This window comes from Streptomyces sp. NPDC006012, from assembly GCF_042871185.1.
Classification (GTDB): Bacteria; Actinomycetota; Actinomycetes; order Streptomycetales; family Streptomycetaceae; genus Streptomyces.
Genome location: NZ_JBIAIE010000053.1, coordinates 1 through 17,059 on the forward strand (window position 1 = coordinate 1; position 17,059 = coordinate 17,059).

Sequence of the window (17,059 nt, forward strand, 5' to 3'; positions counted from 1 at the left end):
GCGAAAAGGCTCCCACTTCCTCGCCTTCCTCGGCCTCGCAGCCGCCCTCACCTGCTACAAGAAGCTCGCGAAACTCACCACATGAGACATCCTCTTAAGTGCATGCATGTGTACTTCCTCTTCCCTCGATGGACTTATTCACGGGGCGAGCCCGCGGACTGAGCTTGGAGCCGCCATTGCGGGCCTCGGCGGGCTCACGACATCGAGTTCAACGGGTCGGGAATTGAATGGGCAGCCGGTTCTGCCACCCTGAACAATGGACTCGCTGCAGGCCGCGGGCACGGCGTTGCGGCGGTGGCCAAAGGGGGCGCCTTCGGATTGCGCTCCTGCCTGGAGGTTGCGTACCTTGTCCGGCCTCGCGCCGCGTCCACGGGGGAAGCGGGCGGCTAGAAGAGGGTGAGCTGTCGATGGTGGGACGTCCTGAGAGACCACTCGATCCCAGCACCGGGCCGGTGGCGCGGTTCGCGGCCGAGTTACGTAAACTCCGGGCGGAGGCCGGGAGTCCGACCTACCGGGTGATGGCGCAGCGCGGGGGGCAGGGGACAAGCACCCTGTCGCAGGCTGCTGGTGGTGAGAGGCTGCCGACCCTGCCCGTCGTGCTGGCCTACGTGAGGGCGTGCGGCGGTGATCCGGAGGAGTGGGAGGAGCGTTGGCGACAGGCGGCCGCTGAAGTAGCGGCGGAACCCCGAACCGAGGATGAGGACGTCGAGCCTCCGTACCGGGGTCTGGCCCGCTTCGAGCCGGGCGACGCCGATCTGTTCTTCGGCCGCGACGAGCTCACCGACCGCCTGGTCGAGCTGACCCGTGTCCGTCGGTTCACCTCGGTGTTCGGCCCGTCGGGCAGCGGCAAGTCCTCTCTACTGCGCGCCGGCCTCATCCCCCGCCTCCGCAACCCGGACCAGGCCACCCCACAGCCAGCCGCACTGCGCCTCCTCACTCCTGGCGAGCACCCCCTGCGCACCCATGAACAGCGGCTGACCCCGAAGGACGGCGACGGGGACACGTGGCTGATTGTGGACCAGTTCGAAGAGCTCTACACCCTCTGCCAGGACCCGGACGAGCGTGACCAGTTCATTGACCGCCTCCTAACCGCTGCCGACCCCGGATGCAGACTGCGCGTCGTCATCGCCGTACGCGCTGACTTCCTCGGCCGCTGCGCCGAGCACCCTGCCCTGACCACCGCCCTACAGGACGGCACCGTGCTCGTCGGCCCGATGAGCCGCGACGAGCTGCGCCAGGCCATCGTCAAACCCGCACAGGCCGCCGGACTGATCGTGGAACGTGAACTGACGACCCGCATTCTCAACGAGGTCGAAGCAGAACCCGGGGCCCTGCCGCTGATGTCGCATGCGCTGCTGGAAACCTGGCGGCGCCGCAAAGGCCGCGCCCTCACCCGGGATGTATTCGAGGCGGCCGGCGGCCTGCACGGTGCCATCACCCGCACCGCCGAGGACGTCCACGCGAGCCTCACCTCGACACAGGCCGATCTCGCTCGCCGTGTTCTGCTACGGCTGGTCGCACCCGGTGCCGGAACCCCGGATACTCGTCGGCCCGCCCAGCGGGAGGAGTTCGACTTCGGTGACCCTGCCGACACCGCGGTCGTCCTCAACCGGCTGGCCCGGGCGCGCCTGGTCACACTCGACGAGAACATGGTCGACATCGCCCATGAAGCGCTCATCAGCGGCTGGCCCCGGCTGCAGTGGTGGATCGACGAAGCCCGCGAGCGGTTGCGCCTGCACCGTCAACTCACGGAAGCTGCACGAGCCTGGAGCAACCTCGGCCGCGACCCCGGCGCGCTTTACCGCGGCACACGCCTGGCGGTGGCGGCGGAAGCCTTCACCGACCCGGGGGACCTGACCGCCCTGGAAAGGGCCTTTCTGGCGGCGAGCCTGGACACACGCCGGGAGGAACAGCGAGCGGCCACCCGTACCACCCGGCGTCTGCGTGCCCTCAGCGCCGCCCTGGCCGTCCTGGTACTGCTCGCCTCCGTAGCCGCTGTCACGGCCTTCGACCAACGCTCCACAGCCCGGAGTCAACGGGACATCGCCGTGTCCCGACAACTCACCGCCGAGGCCGCTGAGTTACGCGGCGCAGACACGCCGTACAAGAACCAGAACGTGTCCGTTGCGGCCCAACTGGACATCGCTGCCTACCGCATGCATCCGTCGCCGCAGGCCTACACGGACCTGGTGAACGCCACGGCGACTCCGCTGTTCTCCGACATCACCAAGCCGAGCCCGTACCAGGGACAGACGGCCGCGCTGAGCCCGGACGGGCACACCCTCGCCACCACGGCGAGCGACGACACGATCCAACTGTGGGATGCCACCGTCCCCACTGCGCCCAAGCGCATCGGCCGTCACATCGGCGGCGACCTGATGGCGTTCAGCGCGCGAGGACACATACTCGCCGTCGTCGTCGACGGCAAGGGCACGAGTACCAAGGACGTGCTCCGCCTGTGGGACGTCACACATCCGGCCGCCCCGACCGCGCTCAGCGCCCCCATCACCGTCGACGACGTCAACGCGCTTGCCTTCAGCGCCGACGGGCGGACACTGGCCATCACCGCCAACGTCGGCGAAGACGCGGACACACAAGTCCAGCTGTGGGACACCAGCCGGCCGGCCCACCCCCGCCGTGGCAGCCCCTTGCCCGGTGACGAGGCGGTGTTCAGTCCCACAGGGCACCTCCTGGCCATCGCGGACTCCGAAGGGGAGAGAGTTCAACTGTGGGACGTCAACGGACCGGCCCATGTCACACGCATCGGCAAGTCACTGCCTGGCCGAGATGCGGCATTCAGCCCACGTGGGCATGTGCTGGCCACCTCAACCGTCGTCAGCGAGGAATTCAGGGGCAGCATCCAGATGTGGAACATCACCCGGCCAGACCGCCCCGAGCGCCTCGGCAGCCCTTTCCAAATACCCCACGACGACATCTCAGCGATGGCCTTCAGCCCCGACGGATACGTCCTCGCCACCGCGCAGGAGAATACCGTCCACCTGTGGAACGTCACCAGCGAGGACGGCCCTGTCGCCGTCGGCCAGCCGCTCGGCCAGGCCGAGGTTGGCTCCCTGGATTTCGGTCCCGACGGACATACCCTGATCACCGCCGCTGACACGGTCCGCGTGTGGACTCTTCCTCCCACCTTCATGACGGGCCACGGAGACCCCATCGGCGCGGTCTCCCTGAGCCCTGACGGGACCACTCTGGTCACAGCGAGCGACTCCTCCGACATCTTCGATGTCAGCACCCGTGGGGTCTCGCTGTGGGACGTCAGTGACCTCGCGCACCCGCGGCGCCTCGGTGGCCAAGTGCTGGGAGTCACTGCAGCGTTCGCGCCTCGCGGCCGAGTCCTCGCCACGGCCGGCAGCGGCAGGATCTGGCTGTGGGACACCAGCGACCCCGTCCACCCCAAGCACCTCGGTCCTCCCCTCCGCGTGGGGGGAAACTGGATCCCGTCAGTGACCTTCAGCCCCGACGGGCACACGCTCGCAGCCGCCGTCGAGCAGAGCGAGATCTACCAGTGGGACACGAGGGACCCCACGCGCCCCAAGCGGCTTGGCAAGCCACTCACCAGCACCACCGGCGACTTCACTGACGTGGCTTTCAGCTCCGACGGACGCGTCCTCGCCAGTACGAACTACGACGAGGGCTCGTTCTGGGACACCAGAAACCCCGTCCACCCCACAAAGCTCGCCAACCGCCGCACCGGTCTCGGCCTGCTCATCGACGACGGTGCAAACTCCTTCGGAGGAGTGGCGTTCGGCCCCGACGGCCGAACCCTCGCCACCGCCGGCGACGACGAGGACCTCCGGCTCTGGGACATCCCGAGGAGCGGTAGGCCCACACTCCTTGGGAATCCGCTCACGGCGCACTCCAAGCCCGTGTCCGCCGTCGCCTTCAGCGCCGACGGGCGTTTCCTCGCCACAGGCAGCGAAGACGGTACGGCCCGGCTGTGGGAGCTGAACCCCGACCGGGCCATCAGACGCATCTGCGCTGTCACGAAACACACCCTCACGGAGAAGGAGTGGCGGCAGTACGTCGGAGACATCGCCTACCGGCCGCCGTGCCCGTGAAGAAGCGATGGAGGTCGAGCCGAGGTGGAAATTCTCATGTCATTCGCGGAAGAGGCGACCCTCCGGAAGCGGATCGGCGATATCCGGGCCGTGCAGGGGTGTATTCCCGAAGCGCGCCAAGCGTGGAACAGGGCGGTCGAGACGATGACGAACGCCAGAAGACCAGAGCAGGCGGACGAGATCCGCGCCGACCCGCCAAGCCTGCCTCGCCCTCCACTACCTGCCCCGGTCAGTGAACGTGCTCACTCGGAGGAGGGGAGAGGGGCGAGTCTTCGGTGGCTGTCGTGCTTCTTCAGGGCCAGGTTTTCGTGGTAGAGGTTTGCGGTCACTGTCGCGAGGGCGTCGAGTTTGCCGTTGAGCTGAGTGATCTCGGCTTTGGCCTCACGAAGTTGTTTGCGGAGTTCGGCGATGGTCCCGTCTCGGGCGACCTCGCCGGGGGTGCGGAGGACGGGTCGGGCGACCTTGGCGTTCCATTCGGTGAGGATGTCGTCGGCGCGGTGGACGGTGGCGTGGCTGACCTGGGCTTCTCGGGCGAGGTTCTCCTTGGTCAAGGCGCCGTCGGTGTGTAGGGGCTCGCCGGCCACAAGCCGGGCCATGGCCTCGCGGAGCTTGGTGGCAGTCTTGGCGGATACCGGCATCAGGAGGTGACTCCTTCGTGTCGAAGTGCGCGGGTGATGCGCTGGACGTCGGCGAGTCGGATCAGGACGGCTTCGCGGCCGGGTGGTGGGTCCTGGGCTCTGGCTGTGAGGTCGTCTTCCTCGGCGATCCAGATCGGGGCGTGTCGTCGGGTGATCACTGAGTTGCGGCAGCGGTCGGGTTGGCAGGCGCCGATCAGCGGGGCCGTGCCCCGCTGATCGGCGGGCAGGTCGTTCTGGCATTCGGCCTGCGGGGCGTCGAACATGCAGTGGTTGATGGTTCCCAGGTGGAGGTTGGTGAACTGGGTGGCGAGCAGAGCTGCCTCGGCCTGTTCATCGGCGATCTGCGCCCGTAGGACGGGGTCCTCGTTCATGGTCGAGATGACCGTGTCCAGGCCGGCGTGCAGCCGGTCGGCGCCGGGCCCGACTGCGACCTTCTCGCCTGTCCGGCGGGCCCTGAGCAGGTCGACCAGCCGGAGTGCGGCGGCGTACTCGAGTTGCTGGTCGAACTCCTTGGCCCACTGGGTGTCCATCTGGGCGTAGCCCTGCGTGGTGCGGTTGGCCAGTGCCCGGCGGGCAGCGTGCTTCAGTTGCAGGCCGAGTGCGACTTCGGAGCCCGGCTCGCGCCCGGTGATCGCCGACATCGTTCGCCGGAACATGTGCGAGCGGACGTGCGCGTCGGGGATGGTCTCCAGCCCGTAGGCGTCGGCGCTGGCGTTGACGTGCTTGATGAAGTAGTCGATGTCTTCGGCGGCGATGATGCCGCGATCGCCGCGGTTCTTCTTGCCTCGGGGTGGCTTGAGGCTGGCGAACAGGTGGGTGGGGTGCCATGACAGTTGTTCTGCGACGGCGATGGCCTCGGCGACCGGCTCGATGATCCACCAGAACGACTCGGGCCGGGCCGGATCGTGCTTGATCTTGTGAGATTTGATGGCTGGGGACCCGTAGTAGGTGGTTACGGCGTCGCGCTGGATCTCCTGTACTTCCGAGTCGCGCATGAGACTCGTCGCGGCGACGAAGACGTAGCAGGCTGCCCTGAGCATGCGCAGCTCGACAGTCAGTTCGGCCTGGGTGATGTGCATGCGCCAGGGACGTGTCGTGCCGTCTTTGCAGGCGATGAGGGCGGCGTTAGGGCAGGGCTGTGGGATTGACCAGTAGCGGTTGGCGGCCATCACCACGGTTCGCCCTGTAGCGACGGCATCCGCGACACGTTCGCGTCGGGCCCGTCCCGACGCTGCATGCGAGGTGAAGCGATCGCCGGTCGGGATGCCCCAGATCAGGCGAGCGAGGGTGCTCCAGATCACCGTTCCCGCCTGGCCGACGCCGTCGTCGGCCGACCGGATGGGAACGAGGTTGTCCGGGTGGGCCAGCCACTGCCGGAGCTCCTCATCGATCACAGCCGCAGACGGGCGGGTGCCGACGGGGGAATGGCGGGGAGCATTCATGACGGCTGCAGCGACTTTTCCTCGGACCGCCTGCGTGCGGCCCTGGGCGACCACGGCGAGGACGGCCGCTCGGCGGGCCAGGGCGCGTGCGCGTGGTGAGCGGCTGTGGGTGGCGAAGATGCTGTCCTGCTGTCCTGCGGTGATCAGCTCGCTGAGAACGGTCCAGATGGGATCGCCTGCCTTGGTGCCGTGCCGGTTGACGGCGTGAACCGGGACGCGGTGGCTCGGGTCGGCCAGCCAGGCGGTGATCTGGGTATCGGTGTCGTCGGCGGTCCGGGCGACTTGCCGACGAGGTGGTGCCCCTTGGCCGAGCTCCACGGCCAGGCGCTCGAAGTGCTCCTTCCAGCGCAGGATGTCGGGGGCGAAGGTATGGATGTACGTCCAGGCGGCGCGGATCAGGGGCCACCAGGTCTGCGGTGGGATGGTCGGGGTGGCCAGCGCGGCGTCGTCCGGGGTGGCGTTGAGCACGGCCTGCCGTCCGATCTCGGCGGCGGAGCGTTCGTCCCACGGGTCGTCGAACGGCGTGACGCCGGTGACGACTGCGGCGAGTTCCCGCAGGGTACGGACGGCGCCCACGCCGCAGCCCAGCGGCCCGGGTCCGCCGGAAGGCCCTGCCGTCGTCCCCATCTCAAGATCACCCGCAGTTTCTGGCTGCACATCTTGACTGTCGGGAAGGCTACAGGCTCGGCCGAACGATAGATGGCCGCCTGCCGCAGTACTCGGTGAGTGGGGTTGAACTGGGCAAACGCGATTTCCCGCAGCTGCAGGGTGATCAGCGGGTCCTCCGCCGCGAAATGGATCTTGTATCGGGTGGGAGGCTGGTTGGCGGGGCGGCCGATGCAGTCGCCGGACCAGAAGCCGGTGTCGCCGAAGCGGGGGACAGGAATGCCTGCGACGAGCCGGTAACCGGGGCCGAAGACCGGCTCGTCGTCGCGGAAGCGGGCCGAGACGGCGACTTTGAGCGTCGGGTGAGGTGTCATCGGTCGAACTCCGTTCGCTGGCCCAGCGGTAGGTCAAGACGAAGTCCCAGGTCAAGGACCTGCTGACGGGCCCCGGGAAGCAGGTCTGCGCATTCGGTGAAGACTTCCTGCAGCGCGGCTGCCTGGCGGCCCCAGACGGCCTGCCATTGGGGCGGAGGAAGCGCGGCCCGCATCCGCTCGATGTGATCGGACAGCATCAGCAGCCGCGGCAGCTGGGACGTGAAGATCACCGCGTTGCGGCAGAGCATGCACATCGCCGGCGCGACATGGCACACCTTGCCGTCATTTCGGTGGGGAGAGTCATGAGGGTTGCGGCAGTGCGTCAGCCCCATGTCCAGCTCGCCCGTGCGGATCGCCTTCGCCTCCGTCGAGCTCAGCCCCAGCGACTCGGCGACCTCCCGCTCCTCCAACTGGGGTTCGGCGGCGGCATCGACGAACACCGGTTTTTGCGCGACGCGTTGGAACACCCACTGCTGGGACCGGTTGATGGCCTGTCCTGCCAGGATGTGCGCGGTCGTGCCGTGGGCGTAGTGGCCGCGGTAGATCTCGACGTGGTGGTCGTCGCCGGCCAGGTCGGTGAGCGAGCCGCCCAGGACGACCGCGCGGACCACCTTGGCCGTCTTGCGCAGGCGCCGGACATCGTGCAGCCGGGAGATGACCAGCGGTCGACCCTCGCTGTCGTGTTGGACAGCGATCCAGTGCGTGAACCGCCGTTGGTCGTGGGTGAACTCGGCGCATGTGGCGCCGAGCCCGCCGGTGTCCTTGCGGTAATCCACTGCCAGGAACAGCCACGGCTCGCTGGCGAAGGCATCCCGGGCCGGGGCGGTGACCGCCAGCAAACGTCGCAGCAGGCCGGGAACATCCCAGGCCCCCGACCCAGCGAAGTACGGATCCTCCTCACCCCCTCGCGCGGTCTGCTCCGGGTGAAGGTCGGCCCGGATGCGGCCGGCCCTGTTCTTCTGCTGGACCAGCCGCACTCCGCCGTCGGCGAACTCGATATCGGGGACCTTCAGATCGTGGAGTTCCTCCGGGGTCGTGTCGGACATGCCCAAAAGGAGCAGGATCCGAAAGGCGTGCAGATCCATCTCGTCGGCGAACATGGTGCGTCCCAGGGCCCGGACCAAGGCCCGGACACCGGGGCGCCGGGTCTTGCCGTCGTTCTTCCAGGCGGGCAGCAGGCCGCGGATATCCGGCGGCCACCACTTGGGCTCAGAGGGCAGTTCCCTCTTCAGAACCTTCGAGTTGATCATTTCGGCGCGGGCGGCCCAGAGCAGGTTGGGCAGACTCCGCCAGCCGCCGTCGCGGGGGTCGATCCCGGCGGCCAAGAGATCGCGGCGGCGGTGGAGCCGGGCCTCTGTCGCTCGTACTTGTGCGCGGGCCGCATCCCGCAGGGCGATGCGCTCGGCGTTGGTGAACTCATCCAACGGCTTGGCCCGCGGAGCGCGGAAGGCTGTGGGCGCCTGGGTCCGGGCCTTCAGGTTCTCGCAGACCCTGGCCTCGGACGCGGCGCGTTGTTCGATCATGGCCAGCAGGGCCTTGACCAGCGTGTAGGGCTGCTTGGACTGCGGAAACTCCCGGCGCAAGTCCTCCTCCCAGGCATAGATCACCTCGACGAGGTCGATCGCGTCAGCATCCAGCCGGACATCGGCCGGATTCAGGCCGAGTGCCCGGACGTACTCATCCGTGAAGGCGGCAAACTTCCTGACAGCCCCGCCATAGTTGGCACCGCCGTCGCCGATCCCCAGGGCGCGAGTGATCTTCACCCACTCGTCCGCGAGCTGTGCCGCCAGCACCGAGCACCGGTAGTCCACGGGATTGATGCTGTGGCGCTGCACCCGGCCCCGGTGTTCCGAGGTGATCACCCGGATCCCGGCGTGGTTCAAAGCGGGCCTCGGCGGCGGGACCTCGGCGCGGACCCGGACCTTGCGTTCTCCCCGGCGGGCCATCAGACCGCCCCGACCCGACCAGCACGGCCGCGTAGTCGGCGTAGGTCTTGTCCTGGTCGTTCCACTCCGCGATCGCCTGGCTGACCAGCAGGTTCGTGGTACGGATGTAGGTGAGATACCGAAGGGTGGAGCTTGGGCGCCGGTGTCCCAGCAACCGCTGCAGAATGAGCAGCGGATTCCGCGAGAGGTGATCGGCGAGGTAGGCGCCGTGCCCGCCGGCGGCCAGCCGCTCGGACTCCTCCCGCAGGACCAGTTGCGTGAGCATCTGCAGCATGTAGATCGCGAAGGTATGGCGCGTGTCGTGGATCCGCAGCCGGGCCGGCATCACCATCTCGGCCTCGTGCTCGTCGCTGATCCGGAGGCTTCGCAGGTGGGCCTCGTCAAAGATCTGTTCCCAGCGCTGCTTGGACAGCATCCGTCCGCCGCGGCCGACGAAGAGGGCCATCGGCTCCAGGCCGAGGTCTCCCTCGATGACGGCGACCCGGCGGAGCTCGGCGGGCATCGCCTCCACGCGGAAGGTCCGTCGCCGCCCGTGCAGGGTGCCCCGCAGCTTCATCTGCCTCAGGTCGATGTCATCGACGACGAACAGTTCATGCCGGCGCCGGTACAGGGCCTTCACGGAGGACCGCACCATCGCGGCCCGCTCAGTGCGGCGATACAGATCGATCTCTCGCAGCGTCGCGTGCTGGACGGCCACCACCCGCGGCAGCCCGAACTTGGCGATGGCCTGCAGCATCACCTCAGCCGGGGAGGCGTCCCGGCGCGGCGGGCCGACCTCGATGTCGAGCAGGCAGCTGAACTCGCGCAGCCGCATCCCTGTCGTGATCGCCATCTCGCCAGCCGCACTGTTCCGCAGCGGGGAGCGGCCCCGGAAGGCGGGATCGACCAGGCCGTCGGGAAGACAGCCGCGCAGGCCCACCTGCTTGAGGAACCGCCACTGCCGGAAGGTCAGGTGACGCACGTCCAGCTCGGTCGTGGCGCCCCAGGCCAGCACGTCCCGCCTGCTGCCGCGGCGAAAGTACGGCCGCTGACCGAGCAGCCTCGCATCGACAGCCCAGTCGTAGAAATTGTTGATCAGCGACCGGCGCTTTCGCCATGTGGCCGGCTTGTCCGGCGCCTCACGGTGCTCGGTGCAGTCCTCCCGGTAAGCCACCAGATCGTCTTCTGTGGCCGACACCAAGTCGGTCGGAACGGGGAGCTGGCCCAGGAAGTCGACCAGGTCCAAAGCGTCGTACGTGTAGTCCTCCAGCGACTTCGCCTTGAGCGACTTCGACAGCTCCAGGAAGAACGAGCACAACGGCTCGGCCGGACGCATGCCGGGATCAAGGAAGAAGGGCGTGCCCTCCTTCACCGCCCCGGGCCGCTGTACGTACGCCGCCGCATCGAGATCGACGCCCGGCGGTGCCTCGTAGAACCGACGCACCTTGCTGTGAGACACAAAGAAGTGATCCACCCCAACTCCCTCTGAGACAACACGAGGTCAGGGAACCTAACGGTCTTCCCGCTCTCCCGGTGTTCGCCTCAGATGGCACATGAGACAGCCAGAGATCCTTGTCCTAACGCAACTACTCCCAGTCGACTTCGTGTTGGGCGGAGATGACCCCAGCCCGCGCCGGGCCGGTGACAGTGCCGTGCATCGTCCACCGAGTGCACCGCACGGAGTCTCCGCCCACTTGCAACTGCAGGCTCAAGGGGTTGGTGTGACTGGCTCTCGGGGCGCTGACGCTGATCGTCGGCGGTTGTCTGCGGAGTACATCGTCTGACTGTGTCGGACGGTTCGCTCCTGCTCGCTCGTGGCCGGGCGGCCTTCTACGATCCGGCGCGTGGATCCCCAGTTGCTGGAACGGATCACCCCGCGGGCACGGAACTGGACGAACTCGAAGAAGAGCTGGCCAAGTAGTTGGCGGGGGAGGGCCGAGCGGGAGGAACTGGCCGTCGCCGAGCGGGTCCTTGAGCGGGCGAGAGAGCAGGTCGCCGACGAGCGCGCCTCGGCTGCTCCGGTGCCGGGCCCGTGGGTGAATTCACCCGCTGGGCGGAACGCCGTCAACCAGCGATGAGTCCTTGTCCCGCCGGGAATGCCGCTGTCACTGGACTTGGCCGGTGGCCGCACACCCGGCCAGGCCTGTTCGCAGTAGGCCAACGCCCCGGTCCGGCCCGTTCAAGGCGGGCGCAGCGGGCCGGGGCCATAGGCTGGGGTTCTCCCATCCGATCGAGTGCGGCCAGCTGCCTTTCCGTTTCGGCGTCTGTGCTCCTGTCCATGATCCGCCTGGCGCCCTCGGTCGGCGTCCTGGTTGTTCAGACTCAGGAGAACGGAGCGGTTCGTATGACTACAGAAGGCGGAGAGCCCATCGCGTCGGTGACCGATGCGACCATCGCCGACATCGCTGCCAACGGCATCTGGCGCGGCGCGAGCCTCGACATCAACCCGTCGGTGCTCACCGTCGCCAGGGCTCTGCTCGCGGCGCTCCAGGGCGCGGCCCCGGCCGGGACGCTCCCCGAGGAGCTGCGGGAGCTGGTGGAGCGGATTCTGCGGCAGGCCGGGGTCAGCTTCCCGCGTATTCCCGTGACGGAGGAGATCGGTCTCTCTGCGTTCGCGATCAAGCAGAAGGCCTCGGAACCGCGCCCGGTCGTGATCGTGCCCGCCGGGTGGAACCCGTACGGCTGGATGCCGTTCATGGTGGGTTACCTCTCCCTGGCGGCGCGGGGCTACCACGTTCTGGCGTACACGCCCCGCGGGTTCGGCGAGCCGGGCGGCCCGTTCACGTCCGACGGGTTCATCGACGTCGCCGGACCGGAGGACTGGTCGGACGGTTCGGCGGTGATCGACCACGCGGAGGGGCTGTTCGCGCCGAGCAAGGTCGGGTTCATGGGCCTGTCCTACGGTTCCGGGATCAGCCAGCTGGTCGCCGCGCACGACGAGAAGAACCGGGTCGCCGTCGTGGCTGCCCTGAGCACGTGGGGCAACCTGGCCACCAGCCTCTACGACAACGGCACCCGGCACGAGAAGGCCGTGGAGCTGCTGATCGGCTTCACCGGAGCCGAGAAGGGCAAGGAGAAGGAGAAGTTCGACGAGGCGACGTGGCGCATCCTCCAGAACTTCCAGAACGGGGAGAACATGGAGGAGGTGGTGGAGTGGGGCACCGTGCGGTCCCCGGAGACCTACGTGGACATCACCAACGCCCGGGGCATCCCGACCTTCTACTCGAACACCTGGCACGAGAGCCTGTTCCCCGCCGGTGAGGCGATCGCGACCTTCGAGAAGCTCACCGTTCCCAAGCACCTGAACCTGTGGATCGGCGACCACGGCGCCCCGGAAGGCGTCGGCATCACCGGCGTGTCGAGCGGCACCCCGTTCTGGAGCTACCTGACACCGATGACGGAGGCCTATGCCTGGCTCGACCACCACCTGCTCGGGAAGAGCACTGAGGTGCCCGACTGGCCGGTGGTCAACAGCCAGGTGATGTTCACCTACAAGACCAAACCGACCGGCGCCGGAGGCGACCGGATCGTCAAGGCAGCGCGGCGCGAATCACTCCGTTCCTGGTCCGAGGCCACCACCGGCACCGAGGCCTGGTACCTGAGCGGCACCAACGGGGACGGCGAGGCCACACTGTCCAACAAGCCGTCTGCGGGCTGGAGCCGAGCGTTCACCGCCGGGCACGAGACCACCGCCACCGCCATGGACGACATCATGGAGACCGGGCAGAAGGAGTGGTTTGGCAACCCCAAGACCTACGACCCGGCCGGCTTCGACCCGGACCGGCTTCTGGTCTGGTCCACCGAGGAACTGGCGGGCGGACGCCGCATCCGCGGCGCCGCCAAGCTCCGGCTCACCGTCCGCATCGAGGAGGGCGACGCCGCGACCCTGGTCGCCTACCTCTTCGACGTGGACCCGGACGGCACCGCCCGGATCATCACCCACGAGCCCCTCACCGCCACGGAGCTGGGCACCGGCACGGACCGGACCGTCGACTGGACGCTCCAGCCCGCCGCCTACGACCTCGCCGACGGCCACCGCCTCACCCTCGTCGTAAACAGCCGAGACCGGCTCTACGCGTTCACCGGCAAGCAGGGCGCCACCACCACCATCACTTCTCCGACCGGGCAGGAAGCCGTCCTGGAACTTCCGCTCGGCTGACCAACCTCGTCAGCGCCGACTCGTTCTGACCGGCGACTACGGAACTCAGGCAGCAGGTCACAGGCATCCCCGGCCTCCAAGCCGGGGAGCCTCGGCTTGCCGAGCGCGCTGAGCCGGTTGCCGGGGTCCACGACGAGGATCACACGGCCGTCCGGCGCGAACAGCCATCCCCAGGCCTGCTTCACCGGTAGACCGGCGGGTACCGGTTCCGGGTACCGAGGCCACGTCCGCCCGGTCCGCGGCCGGACATATACGTCGTGGCGGTCCAGCGGCGAAACCTCACCGACGTGCCGACCGCTCTCCAGGTGCGCGGTCGTGCCGGACAGCCGGGCGCGCAGCGCGGCGAGCAGGATCTGCTCGTCGACCGGGATCATCCGCTCGCGGGCCTGGGTCGAGTCGACGAACTCGAAGCCCAACAACTCATCGACGGGCACGCGCAATGTCACGGCGTACGACCGCACTGCGCCGTCGGCGAGGTCTGTACCTTCCTCATGTACCGCATCACCGGTGTCGCAGAGCCGACGGAAGACCCCGCTTGAGGGCGGCGCTCAGCCACCTTCGAGCTCCCGACGCACGGTAGCGGCGATGCGGGTGAGTGCGGCCCCGAAGTGGCGGCGCTGAGCGGCGCTGAGCGGATCGAACACGAGCCGCTTCACCTGCGCGACGTGTTCCGGTGCGCTCTCGACGAGCTTCTGCCGGCCGGCGTCGGTCAGGGTGGCGAGGGTGTATCGACCGTCGCCGGGGTCGGGCCGGCGGACGACCCAGTCACGGGCTTCGAAACGGTCCATCGCCTTCGACAGACGGGGCTGGGTGCTGTCGCAGACCCGGGCCAGGTCGCTGAGCCGCATCGTGGCCTCGTCGGCCGTGGTGAGCCGGGCCAAAACCCCGTACTCGAAGTTGGAGATACCGGCCTCTCGCTGCAGCTGGCGGTCGAGGGCCGCCGGGAGGGCAATGACGACCGTGAGCAGCGCTTGCCACAGGTCCTGCTGTTCGCCGTCGAGCCAGGGTTGGGTGTCCATGAGCCCCATCATACTTGCCTGAGCAACTCAAATCACTTGCCTAGGCAACCCTTGACGGTCTACCTTTTCACTTGCCTCGGCAAGTGAAGGAGCTGGTTTTGATGACCACCACGAGCAGCCTGACTTTCCCCCTTCCGTCGCGCGCACCAGCCGCGGCGTACGACGAACTCCTTGCCCGGGCCCTGCCACAGGCGCGCGAGCAGCGGGTGTGGAACCCCTCCGACGGGCCCCTGCCCAGCCTTTTCATCAGCCACGGCGCCCCGTTCACCCTCGACGATCCGCAGTGGCTCGGCGACCTCTTCGACTGGGCCCAGTCGATGTCCAAACCCCGGGCCATCGTCGTCGTCTCGGCCCACTGGGAACGGGCACCCGTCGCGATATCCGGAGCCGCGGCCGGCACCCCCCTCTACTACGACTTCAGCGGCTTCCACCCCCGCTACAAGGCCCTTCCCTACGCGACCCCGGACGCCACCGACCTGGCTCGGCGACTCACGGGTCTGCTGGGCCGGACGCCGGTGCACGAGTGCGCCGACCGCGGCCTCGACCACGGTGCCTTCATCCCGCTCATGGCCATGTACCCCGCGGCGGACGTCCCGGTCGTGCAGCTGTCGATGCCCAGCCTTGAGCCCAGCGTTCTGCTCGAACTCGGAGCACGCCTGCGGCCCCTGCGCGAAGAAGGCATCCTCGTTCTCGGCTCGGGCTTCATGACGCACAGCTTCGCCGTCTTCCGCCGGCCGGAGCTCGCCGCCGAGACCACGGCCTTCGACGAATGGGCCGTTGACGCCCTTGCCCGGGGCGATGCCGACGCACTCACGGACTACCGCAACAAGGCACCCGGCGCCGTGGTCGCCCATCCGACGGCCGAGCACTTCGTTCCGCTGCTGCTCGCCGTCGGCGCCGCCGATGACCCCGGCAGCGCCGTGAGCGCCATCGACCGCATGGTGATGGGCAACTCGACCCGGTCGGTGCAGCTGACCTGAGTGCCCCGACGTGTTTCACCTTCCGCCTGATCGCCTCATCCGTTGGCGACGACATCAAAACACCCTGGAGGAAAGTGCCATGAAGGCAATACGTTTCCACGAGTTCGGCAGCAGCGAGGTTCTGCGCTACGAGGATGTCGACCGTCCGGTCCCCGGCACCGGGCAGGTGCTGGTACGGGTGGCGGCCACGTCGTTCAACCCGGTCGACGACCACATCCGCGCCGGTTTCCTGGCCGAGATGATCCCGATCACTCTCCCGTATGTGCCGGGGATCGACCTGGCGGGCACCGTCGCTGAACTCGGCGCGGACGTGACTGGCCCGGACGTCGGCGACCGGGTCGTGGCGATGCTGCCCCTCGACTCCGCCGGCGGGGCCGCCGAGTACGTGCTCGCCCGGGCCGAGTCCCTGGCCCCGGCACCCCAGACGATTGAGCTGGTCGACGCCGCAGCGTTGCCGCTGACCGGCCTGGCGGCCTGGCAGACGGCCTTCGAGCTCGCCGAGCTGAAGCCCGGTCAGACCGTCCTGGTCAACGGGGCGGGGGGCGCGGTGGGCAGCCTCGTGGTGCAGCTCGCCGTCGACGCGGGGGCGCACGTGACCGCGGTGGACGCGCCGCAGCACGCCGACCGCCTTCGCGGCTACGGCGCGGGCCGGGTCGTCGGCCCCCTCGACTTCACCGCGGGTCCGGCCGCGGTGGGCGGTCCGTTCCAGGTCGTGGTGAACCATGTGCGCGTCTCCCCGGAGGAACTCGCGCAGCTGACGAACTACGTCGCCGACGGCGGGGTCGCCGCCAGCACGGCCGGCCCGATTCCCGAAGACCCCGCTCGGGGGGTGCGCAGCGCGAGCCTGTGGGTCCGCAGCGACGGAGCCCAGCTGACCGAGCTCGTCGCCAAGGTGGATGCCGGCAAGCTCCGGCTCCACGTCGCCGCCCACCGCCCGATGGCCGAGCTGGCCGCCGTGCATGAGGACGCCGCCACCGGGCAGCTGCCCGGCAAGACCGTCGTGCTCGCTCCCTGATCACACCCGACCGGGCCGTCAGCCGTTCGCTCTCCCGCAGGTGGGCGGCCCGGAAGTTCGGCGGCGACCGCACCCGCGACCCGCAGCGGCCTCCGGTCCGGGACTGGGCTGAGGAAGTGCGCCGCCGCTGACCCGGCGGTCTGCAGGGGCAGACGGCTGGTCTTGACGCTCGGAGGGGGGGTCTGTTGGTGTGCGGGGTGGCGGCTGGCCTGGTGTGTTGCTGGTTGATTGAGAGGCCGGGTGAGCGGTTCGAGTGGGGAGGCCAGGCGGTGTGTGCGATTTCTCGGTTTCGGGACAGTGGGGTGAGTGACAGTGGGCCTGGGTGTGTTGATGCTGGTGGGTGAAGTTTAGGGGTGTAGGGCCACTGTCTTGGACGTGAGAGATCCGTGGGGTATCGCCACGACTTCCGCTGCTCGCCCCGACTCTGGACCGTCTGGAGGGCCTCGGCCCGTTGCCCGACATCATCACCGTGTACCTGGACGCCGGCTACGACTCGGACACCACCCGCGCTCTGCTCAGCGAACGCGGCCTGCACGGACGCATCGCACACAAGGGGGAGAAGGCGCCCATTCAGGCCAGTCGGCGTTGGCACGTGGAACGCACTCACGCGTGGCAGAACGCCTTTCACCGTCTCGTCCGATGCTACGAGCGTCGCGCCACTGTCCGTCTTCGACCTCGCCGACACAATCATCACCGTGCGCAGCCTGATCCGGCGGTCCTGGACAACTCACGGGACCTGTCCCCGAGGAGTGGACACCTCTGAGCCCGACCCCGGGAGGGGGCGGGTAGGAGGCGTCTTTTATGGTGATGAAGGTCTACTCGCCT

10 protein-coding genes and 1 pseudogene are annotated in these 17,059 nt (G+C 68.5%); 7 read left to right on the forward strand and 4 right to left on the reverse strand.

Features of this window, described 5'->3' with window-relative positions:
* Positions 1–407: 407 nt before the first annotated feature.
* On the forward strand, positions 408–4,076 hold the full coding sequence (locus tag ACFYPJ_RS38510) for a helix-turn-helix domain-containing protein (RefSeq protein WP_389026722.1): 3,669 nt from the start codon (positions 408–410) through the stop codon (positions 4,074–4,076).
* A 242-nt stretch (positions 4,077–4,318) separates the two neighbouring features.
* On the opposite strand, the gene ACFYPJ_RS38515 is transcribed toward ACFYPJ_RS38510, so the two are convergent.
* The 3 genes from ACFYPJ_RS38515 to ACFYPJ_RS38525 all read right to left on the reverse strand — a co-directional run bounded on the left by ACFYPJ_RS38515 (position 4,319) and on the right by ACFYPJ_RS38525 (position 10,535).
* Positions 4,319–4,714, reverse strand: a complete 396-nt coding sequence (locus tag ACFYPJ_RS38515) for a hypothetical protein (protein WP_389026724.1) — start codon at positions 4,712–4,714, stop codon at positions 4,319–4,321.
* Complete coding sequence (locus ACFYPJ_RS38520) at positions 4,714–6,624, reverse strand: hypothetical protein (protein ID WP_389026726.1); 1,911 nt, start codon at positions 6,622–6,624, stop codon at positions 4,714–4,716. The genes ACFYPJ_RS38515 and ACFYPJ_RS38520 overlap by 1 nt, the downstream gene beginning before the upstream one ends.
* A 2,189-nt stretch (positions 6,625–8,813) precedes the next feature.
* A complete protein-coding gene (locus tag ACFYPJ_RS38525; protein WP_389026728.1) occupies positions 8,814–10,535 on the reverse strand; it encodes a site-specific integrase in 1,722 nt (573 codons plus the stop codon).
* Positions 10,536–10,905: 370 nt separating this feature from the next.
* Between ACFYPJ_RS38525 and ACFYPJ_RS38530 the strand changes: the two genes are divergently transcribed.
* From ACFYPJ_RS38530 to ACFYPJ_RS38540, 3 genes are all read left to right on the forward strand, one after another.
* On the forward strand, positions 10,906–11,139 hold the full coding sequence (locus tag ACFYPJ_RS38530; RefSeq protein ID WP_389026730.1) for a hypothetical protein: 234 nt from the start codon (positions 10,906–10,908) through the stop codon (positions 11,137–11,139).
* 266 nt (positions 11,140–11,405) lie between these two features.
* Positions 11,406–13,220 (forward strand): CocE/NonD family hydrolase, encoded by a 1,815-nt coding sequence (locus ACFYPJ_RS38535; RefSeq protein WP_389026732.1) that lies wholly within the window; start codon positions 11,406–11,408, stop codon positions 13,218–13,220.
* 257 nt (positions 13,221–13,477) lie between these two features.
* Positions 13,478–13,759, forward strand: coding sequence for a hypothetical protein (locus tag ACFYPJ_RS38540; protein WP_389026734.1), 282 nt, complete (start codon positions 13,478–13,480; stop codon positions 13,757–13,759).
* Positions 13,760–13,768: 9 nt separating this feature from the next.
* Here the strand turns inward: ACFYPJ_RS38540 and ACFYPJ_RS38545 are convergent, their stop codons facing one another.
* Positions 13,769–14,239 (reverse strand): MarR family winged helix-turn-helix transcriptional regulator, encoded by a 471-nt coding sequence (locus ACFYPJ_RS38545; RefSeq protein ID WP_389026736.1) that lies wholly within the window; start codon positions 14,237–14,239, stop codon positions 13,769–13,771.
* Between the two features lie 230 nt (positions 14,240–14,469).
* On the opposite strand from ACFYPJ_RS38545, the gene ACFYPJ_RS38550 reads away from it, so the two are divergent.
* From ACFYPJ_RS38550 to ACFYPJ_RS38560, 3 genes and pseudogenes are all read left to right on the forward strand, one after another.
* Positions 14,470–15,219 (forward strand): DODA-type extradiol aromatic ring-opening family dioxygenase, encoded by a 750-nt coding sequence (locus ACFYPJ_RS38550; RefSeq protein WP_389026740.1) that lies wholly within the window; start codon positions 14,470–14,472, stop codon positions 15,217–15,219.
* A 79-nt stretch (positions 15,220–15,298) separates the two neighbouring features.
* Positions 15,299–16,234 carry an NADP-dependent oxidoreductase gene (locus tag ACFYPJ_RS38555; protein WP_389026738.1) on the forward strand — a complete coding sequence of 312 codons (936 nt, stop codon included), beginning with the start codon at positions 15,299–15,301 and terminating at the stop codon, positions 16,232–16,234.
* A 406-nt stretch (positions 16,235–16,640) separates the two neighbouring features.
* Positions 16,641–16,965 (forward strand): annotated as a pseudogene (locus ACFYPJ_RS38560) (transposase); the annotation flags it as partial.
* Positions 16,966–17,059 lie beyond the last annotated feature (94 nt).

Bases quoted from the DNA above. Each gene is read 5' to 3' on its own strand.
- ACFYPJ_RS38510 (WP_389026722.1), top strand. From the start codon at position 408: ATGGTGGGACGTCCTGAGAGACCACTCGATCCCAGCACCGGGCCGGTG.
- ACFYPJ_RS38515 (WP_389026724.1), bottom strand. From the start codon at position 4,714: ATGCCGGTATCCGCCAAGACTGCCACCAAGCTCCGCGAGGCCATGGCC.
- ACFYPJ_RS38535 (WP_389026732.1), top strand. From the start codon at position 11,406: ATGACTACAGAAGGCGGAGAGCCCATCGCGTCGGTGACCGATGCGACC.
- ACFYPJ_RS38545 (WP_389026736.1), bottom strand. From the start codon at position 14,239: ATGGACACCCAACCCTGGCTCGACGGCGAACAGCAGGACCTGTGGCAA.
- ACFYPJ_RS38555 (WP_389026738.1), top strand. From the start codon at position 15,299: ATGAAGGCAATACGTTTCCACGAGTTCGGCAGCAGCGAGGTTCTGCGC.